Source organism: Burkholderia sp. HAN2018 (assembly GCF_024704855.1).
Taxonomy (GTDB): Bacteria; Pseudomonadota; Gammaproteobacteria; order Burkholderiales; family Burkholderiaceae; genus Burkholderia; species Burkholderia cepacia.
This window is the reverse complement of the sequence record NZ_QOBB01000211.1, coordinates 1-12,026: the sequence shown is the minus strand read 5'-3', so window position 1 is coordinate 12,026 and position 12,026 is coordinate 1. Positions and strand designations below refer to the sequence as shown.

Below are 12,026 nucleotides of genomic sequence, written 5' to 3'. Positions count from 1 at the left end.
TGCCGACCGCGCTCGCGGTCGACGCTTGCCCGGCACTCACGCCACCCGATTGCTCGAACGCGTATTGACGGCAGTTCGCATCGTCGGCACGGAACTGGTCGAACGACTTGCCGGTGCCGGGCAGCGCCATCACGCTCGGCCCGGCCGGCATGTACGCGCACGCGCCGAGCAGGCCGGCCAGCGCCAGCGCGGCCGGCACGCGCAGTGATCGAAACAGGGATTTCATCGTCGCGCCTCCGTCACTGCGGCCGTGCCGGCACCGATCGCCAGCCCGACTTGCAGGTCTTCACATGCGGGTAGTAATGCTTCGACGCGTCGCAGTAGTACCAGACGTTCGCGTCGCCGTCGTCCTGCGGCTGCCCTTTCTCGACGTACTCGGGCGGCGGCCCCGGGGCGACGGGTACCGCGACGACGGGCGGCGGGTAGTAATAAGGCGCAGGGACGACGGGGTAGTAATACGGGTAGCCGGGGCCGACATAGACCCCGACCCGGGCGGCATGCGCCACGCCGCCCGTCGCGATCGCCACTGCGGCCACCGCGCCCAGTGCGAGCTTCATTCCATTCACGTCACGTTCTCCGGCTGGCGGTTCGTCGATGCGAACCCGACATACCGAACGCTACGCCGCGCGCGATCCGTCATCCATTACGGGCGCACACGCCAATGTTGCGCGGCGTTACCGATGTGACAGACCCCATCACCCGCGGCCCGCCGGCGCGGGCGGGTGCGTTACGCGATAACGCACCGCAACGGTTCGGCCGCGCGCGTGCGCCGAGGGGTGCGGTGTCGCGCAGCGTTCGCGCCCGGATCGAACCGTTCCGATGACGCGACGCGCCATATTGACGCACGTGCGTCAGACCGCCACGCCGCGGCCGCGCGCGCCGCAAGCAGCCTTCTTGATACGAATCAACGATTTACCCCGGAATCGCGCGCGCCGGGCTGGACATCTGCGACGAGTTGGCGCATTTCGCGGTGCAACATCGCGGCCCATACTCCAGCCAACCCCGACGCCCGTCCGCCGGGGTCCGCCGGCACCCGCCGGCGGGTATCGTCAGCCTCGGTCAACTGGTATGGACACCGCTCTTTCGGCCCTCGATCTGGCCCGCCTGCAATTCGCGTTCACCGTCTCCTTTCACATCGTCTTTCCGGCGCTGAGCATCGGCCTCGCCAGCTTCATCGCCGTCCTCGAATATCGCTGGCTGAAAACCGGCAAGCAGTACTACAAAACCCTCTGCCTGTTCTGGTCGAAGATCTTCGCGGTCGCGTTCGGGATGGGCGTCGTTTCCGGCGTCGTGATGAGCTACCAGTTCGGCACGAACTGGTCGGGCTTCTCGAGCTTCGCCGGCGCCGTCACCGGGCCGCTGCTGATGTACGAGGTCATGACCGCCTTCTTCCTCGAGGCCGGCTTCCTCGGCATCATGCTGTTCGGCTGGAACCGCGTGAGCCCCCGCGCTCACTTCGGCGCGACGCTGATGGTCGCGATCGGCACGCTGATCTCGACGTTCTGGATTCTCGCGTCGAACAGCTGGATGCAGACGCCGCAGGGCTTCGAGATCGTCGACGGCCGCGTCGTGCCGACCGACTGGTTCGCGATCATCTTCAACCCGTCGTTCCCGTACCGCCTGTTCCACATGGCGATCGCCGCGTTCATCGTCGCCGCGCTGGTGGTGGCCGCGACGGGCGCATGGCACCTGCTGAAGGGCCGCCGCGACAAGGGCGTGAAGAAGATGTTCTCGATGGCGCTGTGGCTGCTGCTCGTGCTCGCACCGCTGCAGGCCGTGATCGGCGACCAGCACGGCATCAACACGCTGAAACACCAGCCCGCGAAGATCGCCGCGATCGAAGGGCTGTGGGAAACCGAGAAGGGCGGCACCGCGCTCAACCTGTTCGGCATTCCGGACATGAAGGCGGAAACGACCCGCTACGCGGTGAAGGTGCCGCACCTCGGCAGCCTGATCCTCACGCACAGCTGGGACGGCGAGATCCGCGGGCTGAAGGAATTCCCGCCGGAAGACCGCCCGAACTCGACGGTCGTGTTCTGGAGCTTCCGGATCATGGTCGGCCTCGGCATCGCGATGATCGGCCTCGCCGCGCTCGCGTGGCTCCTGCGCCGCCGCGGCAGCCTGTATGAATCGAAGTGGTTCCAGCGCTTCGCGCTCGTGATGGGCCCGACCGGCTTCGTGTCGCTGCTCGCGGGCTGGGTCACGACCGAAGCGGGCCGCCAGCCGTGGGTCGTGTATGGCGTGATGCGCACCGCGCATGCGGTGTCGCCGCTGTCGGTGCAGCAGGTCAGCCTGTCGATGATGACGTTCGTGATCGTGTACTTCCTCGTGTTCGGCACCGGCGTGTACTACATGCTGAAGCTGATGAAGGCCGGCCCCGCGCTGCCCGACGTGAAGCACGACGACACACCCGACACGCGCCCCGATCACACCGCGCGCCGCCCGATGTCGGCCGTCGACGAGCTGATCGAGACCGTCTGAGCCTACCCCGGGTCCACCCCATTCCGCATACGAGAAAACCTATGGACGTCACCGTAATCTGGGCCGCGATCATCGCATTGGGGCTCTTCATGTACGTCGTGCTCGACGGCTTCGACCTCGGCATCGGCATCGTCTTCCCGTTCTTCCCGGACGAGAAGGAACGCGACCTGATGATGAACACGGTCGCGCCCGTGTGGGACGGCAACGAGACGTGGCTGGTGCTCGGCGGCGCCGGGCTGTTCGCGGTGTTCCCGGTCGTCTATTCGACCGTGCTGTCGGCGCTGTACCTGCCGCTGATCTTCATGCTGGTGTGCCTGATCTTCCGCGGCGTGTCGTTCGAGATCCGCGCGAAGGCGCGGCGCACGAAGCAGCTGTGGGATCTGGCGTTCATCGGCGGCTCGGCCGGCGCGACGCTGTTCCAGGGGATCGCGCTCGGCGCGTTCCTGCAGGGCATCAACGTGAAGGACGGCGTGTTCGCGGGCGATGCCTTCGACTGGCTCACGCCGTTCAGCCTGCTGACCGGCCTCGGCCTGATCGTGACCTATGCGCTGCTCGGCTGCTGCTGGCTCGTCGCGAAGACGGAAGGCGGCCTGCAGCGGCGCCTCCATCGCGTCGTGTGGCCGCTGACGCTCGTGCTGCTCGGCTTCATCGCGGTCGTCAGCCTGTGGACGCCGCTGCAGGACCCGGCCATCGCGCAGCGCTGGTTCGATTCGGGGCTGTTCTGGCGCCTGCTGCCGGTGCCGTTCCTGGTCGCCGCGTGCGCGGTATGGATGCGCCGCGCGGTGCGCGACCGGCATGACATGACGCCGTTCGTGCTCGCGCTGGCGCTCGTGCTGCTCGGCTACGTCGGCCTGCTCGTCACGCTGTTCCCGTATGCGATTCCTCAGACGATGACGATCTGGGAAGCCGCGGCGCCGCGCTCCAGCCAGACCTTCACACTGGTCGGCGCAGCGGTTATCCTCCCGATCATCATCGCCTACACGACGATGGGTTACTGGGTATTCCGAGGCAAGGTGCGCCATGAAGACCAGCATTACTACCACCACTGATTCCGCCGAGCGCTCCGCCGCCGCGGCCCCCCGGCCGCGGATGCGCGGCTGGATGTGGTTCGTCGTCCTGTGGGCCGGCGGCGTGATCGGCGCCGTCACGCTCGGTTACGCGTTCAAGATCTTCATGAACCTGACGCTGTTCGCGGTGAAGTAGACCCCTTCCGCGTTGCACGCCGGAGCGCATGCCGGGCCCGTTCCGCGCAATCCGCCTCCGGCGCGCCACCGTCGCCGCCGGCACGCCGCCGTGGCGATCCTCCTCCCCGGCATTCACGCTTTCACGCGCCGGCGCGCACCCCGCTCACCGCTCGCACTTCGTCGCGCACATCGCCTTGTCCACTTCCGCGAAGAACGCCTGGTAGTACTCGGGCTCCATGACGGTCTTGGTACGCGAATCGCCGGCGCTGTCCCACACCGTACGATCGAATCGCGCCCGCACGATCGCGACGTGCGCGTCCCGCCCCGCCCGAACCGTCACGATCGCGGCCACGCGTTCATGATCGGGCTTCGTCGGCAGCATCCCGATGCGCGCCTTCAGCGCGCCGCGCAGCAGCTGACGCCACTTCGGGATCAGCGTGTCGCTGCGCCCCGCTTCCACCAGCCCCGAATCGCGATCGACCGTCACCGGCGCATAACCCTGTGCGCGCAGCGCGCCGGCCACCGCGTCGAGCGCGCGCGCCTGCGTCGCGTCCGCATAGCGGCGGTCGCTGAGCATGCGCAGCGTCTGCTGCTCGGCATCGGTCAGGTCGACTTCGGTCTGGCTCGAGCTGTAGCGCACCAGCGATCCGCCGTTGCCGATCTGCCGCTCGTTGTCGGCTTTCGTCGCGCATCCGGTCAGCGCCGCGAACAGTCCGGCACAGACGAGCGCCAGCGCGCCGCGGCCGCGCACGGGCGGCACCGCGGCCGGGCGGTTCGTCTCACGACGTGCCGCGCGCCGGACGCGTAGACGGTGGCGAAATCCGGTTGTCCGGGCGTCGGGTGGCGATATGATCGTCATCGGGGCGTTCTCTCCTGTCGGCGCCATGATAGGGAGGCGCCCCGGCCGCCACAAACGACATTTTTTGACCCACTGTGTAGCTTTTCTTCGCGATCTCACGATGCGCCGATTGCCGCCCCTGAATGCGCTGCGCAGCTTCGAAGCTGCCGGCCGCCTGCAGAGCCTCACCCTCGCCGCCGACGAGCTGAACGTGACCCAGAGCGCCGTCGCGCAGCAGATCCGCGTACTCGAATCGTTCTTCGGGCAGAAGCTGTTCGAACGCGACGGGCGCTCGTTGCGGCTCACGCCGCGCGCGCGGCATTACCTCGTCGACGTCGCGAGCTGCCTCGGCCGGCTCGCGCAGGCCACGAGCCAGATGCTCGAACCGGTCGGCGGCCATCCGGTGCGGATCAACACATCGGTGTCGTTCGCGCATGGATGGTTGCTCACGCAACTGGCCGCGTTCCAGGCCGGGCATCCGGATATCGACGTGCAACTCGTCACGACGCCCGACACCGAACGCGACCAGTTCGACGAAACCTGCGACATCGTCATCCGCCGCTATACGCCAGAGCTGCGCCGCAAGGGGTTCGTGTCGCGGCCGCTGCTCGCGACCGTGGCGGTGCCGGTGTGCGCGCCCGGCCACCCGGTGCTCGATGACGCGCGCACGCCGGCCGACCTGCGCAACGCGCCGCTGCTGCATTACGCGGGCTTGCCGCAGGCATGGCAATACTGGTTCCACCAGGCGGGCTCGGTCGTCACCGAGACGCTGCGCGGGCCGTTCTATCGCGAGTTCTTCCTGATGACCAAGGCTGCCGCGAGCGGGCTCGGCGTGTGCCTCGCGCCGCGCGCGGTCGTGCGCGACGATCTCGAGCACGGGCGGCTCGTCGCGCTGTTTCCGGAAGTCCACCTGGAAGGGCCGCCGTTTCACTGCCTGTATCGCGACGACGGCGATGCGTCGCTGCGCACGTTCGTCGACTGGCTGTTCGCGCGGGCGGAGGCGCTGGAAGGGGCGCCGCCGGGATAGCCGACGACGCGCACGGAACTCGCCGCTTCCGCTGCCGGATCGACGAAGCCCGGTATACGGGGAATCGCCCGGGCGCTTACTTTTGCCCGCGCAGCGCCGCTTCGATCTTGCGATCGGTCTTGTACTGGCTCAGCGCATACACCGACCAGATCGCGGCCGGCAGCCAGCCGACGATCGTGATTTGCAGGATCAGGCAGATGATCCCGGCGATCGGGCGGCCGATCGTGAAGAACTGGAACCACGGCAGCAGCAGGGCAAGCAGAAGGCGCATGAACAAACCTCTCGGTGCGTCGTTGAACGGGTGATGCGTGGCGAATATGCCGGTACGGGCGACAGAATTCAAGCCGTTCGTCGCGATACCCGCCTGCTACACTCGCGCGTCGTCGAACGAAGCACGACGAGAACAACAACGGAGAAAGAGGGCAATGAACACCCCGTCGCCACACCACGGCCACGAGCCGCCCGCCATCACGCCCCCGAAGAAGGCCCGGCACCGCTGCGCGGCCGTCGCGCTCGCCGCGCTCACCGCCGTCGGCGTCGCGCACGCCGAAACGAAGCCGACGACGCACTACGCGATCAACCTGACCGGCGACAGCGAAATACCGCTGAGCAGCGAGCCCTACAGCTGGACCACGCACGACGGCAAGGTGCTGTCCCAAGGCGTGACCGATGACAAGGGGCATGCCGCCGTCGCACGGCAGGCGGGCGAGACGCACTATGTGCTGGAGACCGTCAACACCCGCTGGATCTACACGGTCGACAACGCGTGCTGGGCGCGCCGCGACGCCGCCTTCGCCCGCTGCGCGAAACTGACCGACGCCGTCAACCTGGTCGCGCAGCGCATGGCCGACGACACGCGCGACGAGCAGGCCGCGGCCGCCCGGCGCCGCGATGCCGCGCTCGCCCGTTACCGCGCGGCCGCGGCGGCCAACGACGACGAACTCGTGTGGCTGGGCCCGCTGCCTGCCGAATGGTCGAGGGACGACGTCCAGAAACAGCTCGACGACGTGTACGGCAAGATCAAGCACGAGCTCGACAATCTCGGCAATGCCGACATCGACGTGTCCCGCTTCGTGTGCAGGTCGCCCGACCAGATCGGCCCGGCTCCGGACCAGCAGGCCGTGATCGACTACATGAGCAGCCTGCGCGAACCCGGCTCGACGACGCCCGCGCAGTGGACGGCGCTCGTCGAGGCCGCGCGCAAGGGCAACTGGCTCGCGCGGCTGCAGATCTTCGTCGCGCTCGGCTCGCGCCCGAAGGACGACCTCGTGTCGGTCTACCGGCGTATCCAGCTGATGGGGTGGCTGCAGGCGAACCACGTCGGTGCGCTGTACACCTACTACCTGGGCGAACTCGCCGCAACCGGCTATTTCGAAGGGCCCGGCCCCGGCGCCACGTCGCCGATTCCGTTGTATGCGGCGATGCACGGCAGTTATGCGGCGATGAAACGCGCGGGCGATTCGCTCATGGCGCGGGACGAGCCGGACGTACAGGCGATCGGCAAGCGCATGCACGATTGCGCGCTGCAGATGATGCCGGTGCTGTTCGCGAAGTAGACGCGGGCAGCACCTCGCGCGGCATCTCACGCGACACACCGGCCGCCCGCCGCGCGGCCGGCGGCGGGCAGTCCTGCGGCGTCGCGTCGCTCAGCGACCGATACCGAGCCCCGGCAGCACGCCGGTATTCTCGGCCACCACCGCATGCAGCAGGCGCGGGTCGGCACCGAGCAGCCCGAGGATCGTCGGCGCGACCTGCTTCGTGCCGACCGTGTCGGTCACCGTGCGCGCGCGATGCAGGCCCGGATACGACACGAGCAGGCCGAGGTGGCTGTCGTCCGGCGCGTTGCCGCCGTGCTCCTCGTCCTTCTTCGTGCTCGACGTGTAGATCACGCCCGGATTCGGCTGGACGACGATGTCCGGCGTGCGGCCGTTGGCCGGATCGCCGAACCGCTCGGCGAGCGCCGCGCCGTACAGGATGTACGCCTGCGGGCCGTCCGCGCAGATCCCCGGCGCATTGCAGCCCAGGTTCGCCTTCAGCGTCTGCACGACGGCCGTGCGCTGGTTGCGGTCGCGCAGCCAGATCAGGCCGACGTCGTCGGTCTGCACGAAGCCCGTGCCGACCAGGCCCGAACCGTCGTTCAGGTTGCCCGTCTTCGTGTTGTTCTGGCCGAAGTTGCCGTTCGGGTCGAGATAGTTGTTCGCTTCGAGCAGCTTCGTCAGCGTGTCGCCGTTCTTCACGAGCTTCGTGTGATCGGTCGGCGACTGGCCATGCTTCGACGTGACGATCACGGCCGTCGACGAATACAGGTTCGCCTGCTTCAGCGCCTCGACGACATGGCCGATCGCGTTGTCGACGTACGTGATCGCGTTCGCGACCTGCCCGTTCGGCGTGAAGTTCGCATCCAGGTAGCCGCCGCCCTTCGTCACCACCGCCTTCTGCGCGACGCTCAGCGTCTGGAAATCGGCGCCGAACAGCGTCGGCACCGGCGCGCGCTTCGTGCCCGTCGAGTCGCGGCCGTTGATCTGGTTGATCAGCGCCTGCACGTGCAGGTTGTCGAATTGCGCGGTATGCGAATAGACGTCCGTGTAGTCCGTCTGCGTCGCCGGGTCGATCGAGTTGATCTCGGTGCGCGCGAGATCGTCGACGCCGGTGCCCGACGGCCCGTTCAGCCAGTCGTAGCCCCATGCGTGCTTGTCGGCCCACGCGGTGGTCGCGTTCGGGATGCCCGCCTTCACGGCCTCGAACACCGTGTTGGTCTTCACGTAGTTGTGCGGATAGACCGGCACGCACTTGCCGTCGACCTTCGCGTTCGGGATCGCCTGCGGATTGAATGCGCCGCCGCCGTTCAGGTGAACCAGCGCGCCGCCGTTCTCGGCGTCGATGCCGGTCGTCTCGTCGAACACGACGTTCCAGCCCTGCTTGCCCGAGCAGCTCGTGTCGCCCGGCGCGTACAGGTTGCGATCGTACGACACGTCGTAGAACAGGCCGGCCGTCTTCGGCGAGCCACCGGTCACGAGCGCGGCGAGGCCCGGAAACGAATCCGACAGGCCGGGCGTATAGGCATTCGTGTAGGTCACGCCGCTCTTCGCGAGCACCGCGATATTCGGGCACGTGTTCGCGCCGATGCAGCGCGCGAGATCCTGCTCGTGCAGGCCGTCGACGCTGATCAGCAGCACGTGCTTCACGACGCGGCTCGCGTGGCCGCGGTCCTCGCCCTGACGGTTGCCGTCCTGCTGCGCCGCATGCGCGCCCGCGCCTGCGAGCGCCAACGCGCCCGCCACCATCCCCACCCACTTCCGCTGCTTCCCAAGGAAAGACATGATCACCCCACCTCATCGATTGACGTTGAACTGCGTGACTTGCCATCAGGCGCGCAAGAATATGGCTGCGCCGTGGGTCGCTCGCATGAAGCGGGGCTTTCTGTTTTCTATCAAACGTAACCAATCGCAAGTGACACGACGCGGTCGCAAACCAGCGTGGCCGGGCGCACGTTGCGGACTCGCGCGCTCACCGGCAAGCACCGCCCCGGTGCATCGGCCACCGTCCGCGGCGTCACCCGCCGCACGATTTTTTTTCCGGCTTGGCGCGCGACTATTGGCGTGTGATAAAGGGTTTTCCCTGACCCGGAGCATGAGTATGTCGACCCTGGAAGCCCTCCGGTTCGTGCTGGACGATGCACGCACCCCCGAAATCATTCGCCACCACGTCGTCGACGCGTTGCAGTACGCGTTGCGCAACTACGGACAGGTGTTCACCGCGAAGGAAGTCGAATGGCTGGCGCAGTGGGACGATGCACGCCTGCCGCTGGCCGCGAAGAAGGAATTGGGCAAGCGCGAGGAACCGGCGATCGCCGCACGCTGAAGGCAGCGCGCCGCCGCGCCCGAACGGAGGAACGGACGCGGCGGCGGCGGACGGCCTGCTTACTGCAGGCCGAAATCGACGCGGGTGGTCGCGCCCTTGTCGTCGATGCCCTTCGCATCGAGCTTCGGCGCGACGACGAACACCCGGCTCGAATCGATCTTCCCCTCGAGGTACTGGCGCACGGCCTGCGCGCGCTGCTGCGCGAGCGCACGCAGCGCGTTGTCGTCGGCCGGCGCGTGTTCGGCGAGCGCCTTCTTCATGTCGGCATCGGGCAGCGTCTTCTGCAGGCCGATCAGGTTGCGCGGCTTCTTGAAGTCGGCGGCCTTGTACGCGCGCGTCAGGTACTTGCTGTACTCGGCCGGCTCGACCTTCACCGACATAGGGTCGATGCTCTCGCCCTGCCCGATCACGTCCTTCAGCTTCTGCTGGCGCACCAGCCGCTCGACGTACGCGTCGCCGAGCCCCGACGTGTCCTTCGCCGGGTCGACGCGGCCGATCAGGTCGAGGCGGATCGACGGCTTCTCGGTCAGCATCTTCACGACGGTGTCGAGCTTCTTCTGCTGCGCGTCGTCGAGCTGGTACGAGCCCGGCGCGAATTCGACGTAGCCGAGATCCTCGCCGCCGCTGCCGAACGCATGCGCGAGCAGCGAGAACGGCGACGTGACGGCCTTCGCGATCAGGTTCAGCACCGCGCGCCAGATCAGCCCGCCGACACTGAACTCGGGGTTCGACAGCGAGCCCGACACCGGCAGGTTCACGTCGATCTGGCCGCGCGTGTTCTTCAGCAGCGAAATCGCGAGTTTCACCGGCAGCCTGGTTGCCGTGTCGTTCTCCACATGGTCGCCGAACGTGAGCTGGTCGATGAAGATGTGGTTGTTCGCCTTCAGCTGGTCGTTCGCGAGCTCGTAATGCAGGTCGACGTTGAGCTTGCCCTTCGTGATCGGGTAGCCCGCGTACTTCGCCGAATACGGCGTCAGGTTGGTCAGCTCGATGTCGTGCGCGGTCGCGGTGAGGTCGAGCGCCGGTTTCTCGATCAGCGGGTTCACCGAACCCTTGATCGAGATCGGCCCGTTGCCCGCGAGGTTCGCGGCGACGTCGACCGGCGCGGACGTCGTCGAATCCGTGCCGAACGCGCCGACCGTGCCCTTGATCGCGACCAAGTTCGCCGTGTAGTTCGGCTTGATGAAGTTGTCGGTGTACGTGACGCGGCCGTTCTGCAGCAGCAACTCGCCGAAATGCATCCGCACCGGGTTCTGCGGCGGCTGCGCGGCCTTCACGACCACCGTCGCCGACGCGGCGGCCGGCGCGGACGCCTGCTGCGCGGCGGCAGCCGGCGGCGTCACGCCCGGCGACAGCGGCACCGGTTCGCCCTTGCTCGCGTCGCGCGTGAGCGACTGCGCCGGGCCCGTCTCCTTCGCGACCACGTCCTTCAGGTTCAGCCGCCCCTGCGCATCGAGCAGCACGCGGCCGTAGAAGTTCGAGAACGTCACGCGCGCCGCGTCGACGTCGGTGCCTTTCTCGTCGTAGTTCGCCTTCAGGTTCGTCAGCGCAAGCGAGCGCCAGCCCGCGAACGGGTCGGAGGTCGCCTTGTCGAGCATCCGCACGTCGACGAGCGCGACGTCGCCGCGATAGGTCGCGCGCGGTGCGTCCTTCACCTGCGCGAACGTCAGGTTGCCCTGCGCGTTGAGCAGCGCGCTGGCGATCGTCGCGTTCAGCGCGCTGCCGAAGTACGGCTCGAACGCGGCCGCGTCGAGGCGGTTGCCGTTGATCTTCAGGCCGAGCTTCAGCGGCTGCGCGGTCACGTCGCCCGTCACGTTCAGCGAGCCCTTGCGGTTCAGCGTCGCCTTCAACTGCACGGGCAGCGGCTTGCTCATGTCGTCGCTGATCTTCTGCACCGACAGGTCCAGCGGCTTGATCGCCAGCTTCACCGGGCGCGGCGTCGACAGGTCGGTGAAGTTCGCGGACGAATCCTTCACGTTCAGCGCATCGATCCGGTAATGCCACGACGGCGCGGCGGCCTCGGCCTTGCGCGCGACCGTGCGCTTCGGCACCGACGCCTGCGCGGGTTCGGCCAGTGCCGCGAGGTCGATCCTGCCGTCCTTCAGGCGCTGCACGTCGAGCGCGAGCCCGCTGGCGTCGACGCTCGCGATCTCCGCGGTGCGCGCGGCAACGTCGACCTTCGCGATCTTCGCGCTCGCGTCGGGCAGCACGATCGCGGGCGCCTTCGCGTCGGGCGTCGCGATCTTCAGCGACTTCAGGCTGACCGTGCTGTCGGCGACCTGCGCGGCGAGCGGCGTCTTGCCCCAGTCGGCCTTCGCGTTGACGGTGGCGCCGAGCGTGCCGTCGAGCACGCGCGCACGCGTGGCCTCGCCGAGGTACGGTTGCAGCGCCGGCAGCGCGAGGGCGGCGACCGTCAGCTTGCTGTCGGCCTGCTTCTCCGCGAGATTGAACGTGCCTTCGGCCGTCACGTCGCCGCCGCGCGACAGCGACGTCGACAGCGTGTATTTCGCGGGGGTCTTGCCCTGCATCGAGAAGCCGTCGAGCGTCGCGGCGAGCTTCGTGAGCGACAGCGCGGTCGGCGTTGCCGGCACGCGGTCGTCGACGTTGACGGTACCGCCGTCGATCGCGAAATGGC

11 protein-coding genes and 1 pseudogene are annotated in these 12,026 nt (G+C 67.9%); 6 read left to right on the top strand and 6 right to left on the bottom strand.

Annotation, left to right across the window (positions count from 1 at the left end; translation table 11 throughout):
• Nucleotides 1–226: pseudogene (locus tag DPV74_RS33145) on the bottom strand (hypothetical protein); the annotation flags it as partial.
• 13 nt (nt 227–239) lie between these two features.
• The gene (locus tag DPV74_RS33140) at nt 240–566 is read right to left on the bottom strand and encodes a hypothetical protein (protein ID WP_119338713.1); all 327 of its coding nucleotides are present in this window, start codon (nt 564–566) and stop codon (nt 240–242) included.
• Between the two features lie 502 nt (nt 567–1,068).
• Here DPV74_RS33140 and DPV74_RS33135 point away from each other — a divergent pair.
• Genes DPV74_RS33135 through DPV74_RS33125 form a run of 3 tightly spaced genes read left to right on the top strand, consistent with a single transcriptional unit; the run spans nt 1,069 to nt 3,684 of the window.
• The gene (locus DPV74_RS33135; RefSeq protein ID WP_027790368.1) at nt 1,069–2,481 is read left to right on the top strand and encodes a cytochrome ubiquinol oxidase subunit I; all 1,413 of its coding nucleotides are present in this window, start codon (nt 1,069–1,071) and stop codon (nt 2,479–2,481) included.
• Between the two features lie 41 nt (nt 2,482–2,522).
• Complete coding sequence (gene cydB / locus DPV74_RS33130) at nt 2,523–3,530, top strand: cytochrome d ubiquinol oxidase subunit II (protein WP_119338712.1); 1,008 nt, start codon at nt 2,523–2,525, stop codon at nt 3,528–3,530.
• Complete coding sequence (locus DPV74_RS33125; RefSeq protein WP_059684041.1) at nt 3,502–3,684, top strand: hypothetical protein; 183 nt, start codon at nt 3,502–3,504, stop codon at nt 3,682–3,684. The genes cydB and DPV74_RS33125 overlap by 29 nt, the downstream gene beginning before the upstream one ends.
• A gap of 144 nt (nt 3,685–3,828) precedes the next feature.
• Here the strand turns inward: DPV74_RS33125 and DPV74_RS33120 are convergent, their stop codons facing one another.
• A complete protein-coding gene (locus DPV74_RS33120) occupies nt 3,829–4,416 on the bottom strand; it encodes a hypothetical protein (protein ID WP_240440055.1) in 588 nt (195 codons plus the stop codon).
• A 208-nt stretch (nt 4,417–4,624) separates the two neighbouring features.
• Between DPV74_RS33120 and DPV74_RS33115 the strand changes: the two genes are divergently transcribed.
• Complete coding sequence (locus DPV74_RS33115) at nt 4,625–5,530, top strand: LysR substrate-binding domain-containing protein (RefSeq protein ID WP_060083813.1); 906 nt, start codon at nt 4,625–4,627, stop codon at nt 5,528–5,530.
• Nucleotides 5,531–5,606: 76 nt separating this feature from the next.
• Here DPV74_RS33115 and DPV74_RS33110 read toward each other — a convergent pair whose 3' ends face one another.
• Nucleotides 5,607–5,801: a YqaE/Pmp3 family membrane protein gene (locus DPV74_RS33110; protein WP_021163564.1), complete on the bottom strand. Its 195-nt coding sequence runs from the start codon at nt 5,799–5,801 to the stop codon at nt 5,607–5,609.
• 154 nt (nt 5,802–5,955) lie between these two features.
• On the opposite strand from DPV74_RS33110, the gene DPV74_RS33105 reads away from it, so the two are divergent.
• Entirely contained in the window at nt 5,956–7,086 is a 1,131-nt protein-coding gene (locus tag DPV74_RS33105) for a hypothetical protein (RefSeq protein WP_119338710.1), read from the top strand.
• A 90-nt stretch (nt 7,087–7,176) separates the two neighbouring features.
• Here the strand turns inward: DPV74_RS33105 and DPV74_RS33100 are convergent, their stop codons facing one another.
• A complete protein-coding gene (locus tag DPV74_RS33100) occupies nt 7,177–8,850 on the bottom strand; it encodes an alkaline phosphatase family protein (RefSeq protein ID WP_264165554.1) in 1,674 nt (557 codons plus the stop codon).
• Nucleotides 8,851–9,166: 316 nt separating this feature from the next.
• Here DPV74_RS33100 and DPV74_RS33095 point away from each other — a divergent pair, with 316 nt between their 5' ends.
• The gene (locus DPV74_RS33095) at nt 9,167–9,391 is read left to right on the top strand and encodes a hypothetical protein (RefSeq protein WP_027790361.1); all 225 of its coding nucleotides are present in this window, start codon (nt 9,167–9,169) and stop codon (nt 9,389–9,391) included.
• Nucleotides 9,392–9,450: 59 nt separating this feature from the next.
• Here DPV74_RS33095 and DPV74_RS33090 read toward each other — a convergent pair.
• A partial coding sequence (locus DPV74_RS33090; RefSeq protein ID WP_119338708.1) for a DUF748 domain-containing protein occupies nt 9,451–12,026 on the bottom strand: 2,576 nt, incomplete at its 5' end.

Bases quoted from the DNA above. Each gene is read 5' to 3' on its own strand.
- DPV74_RS33135 (WP_027790368.1), top strand. From the start codon at position 1,069: ATGGACACCGCTCTTTCGGCCCTCGATCTGGCCCGCCTGCAATTCGCG.
- cydB (WP_119338712.1), top strand. From the start codon at position 2,523: ATGGACGTCACCGTAATCTGGGCCGCGATCATCGCATTGGGGCTCTTC.
- DPV74_RS33125 (WP_059684041.1), top strand. From the start codon at position 3,502: ATGAAGACCAGCATTACTACCACCACTGATTCCGCCGAGCGCTCCGCC.
- DPV74_RS33115 (WP_060083813.1), top strand. From the start codon at position 4,625: ATGCGCCGATTGCCGCCCCTGAATGCGCTGCGCAGCTTCGAAGCTGCC.
- DPV74_RS33110 (WP_021163564.1), bottom strand. From the start codon at position 5,801: ATGCGCCTTCTGCTTGCCCTGCTGCTGCCGTGGTTCCAGTTCTTCACG.
- DPV74_RS33105 (WP_119338710.1), top strand. From the start codon at position 5,956: ATGAACACCCCGTCGCCACACCACGGCCACGAGCCGCCCGCCATCACG.
- DPV74_RS33100 (WP_264165554.1), bottom strand. From the start codon at position 8,850: ATGTCTTTCCTTGGGAAGCAGCGGAAGTGGGTGGGGATGGTGGCGGGC.
- DPV74_RS33095 (WP_027790361.1), top strand. From the start codon at position 9,167: ATGTCGACCCTGGAAGCCCTCCGGTTCGTGCTGGACGATGCACGCACC.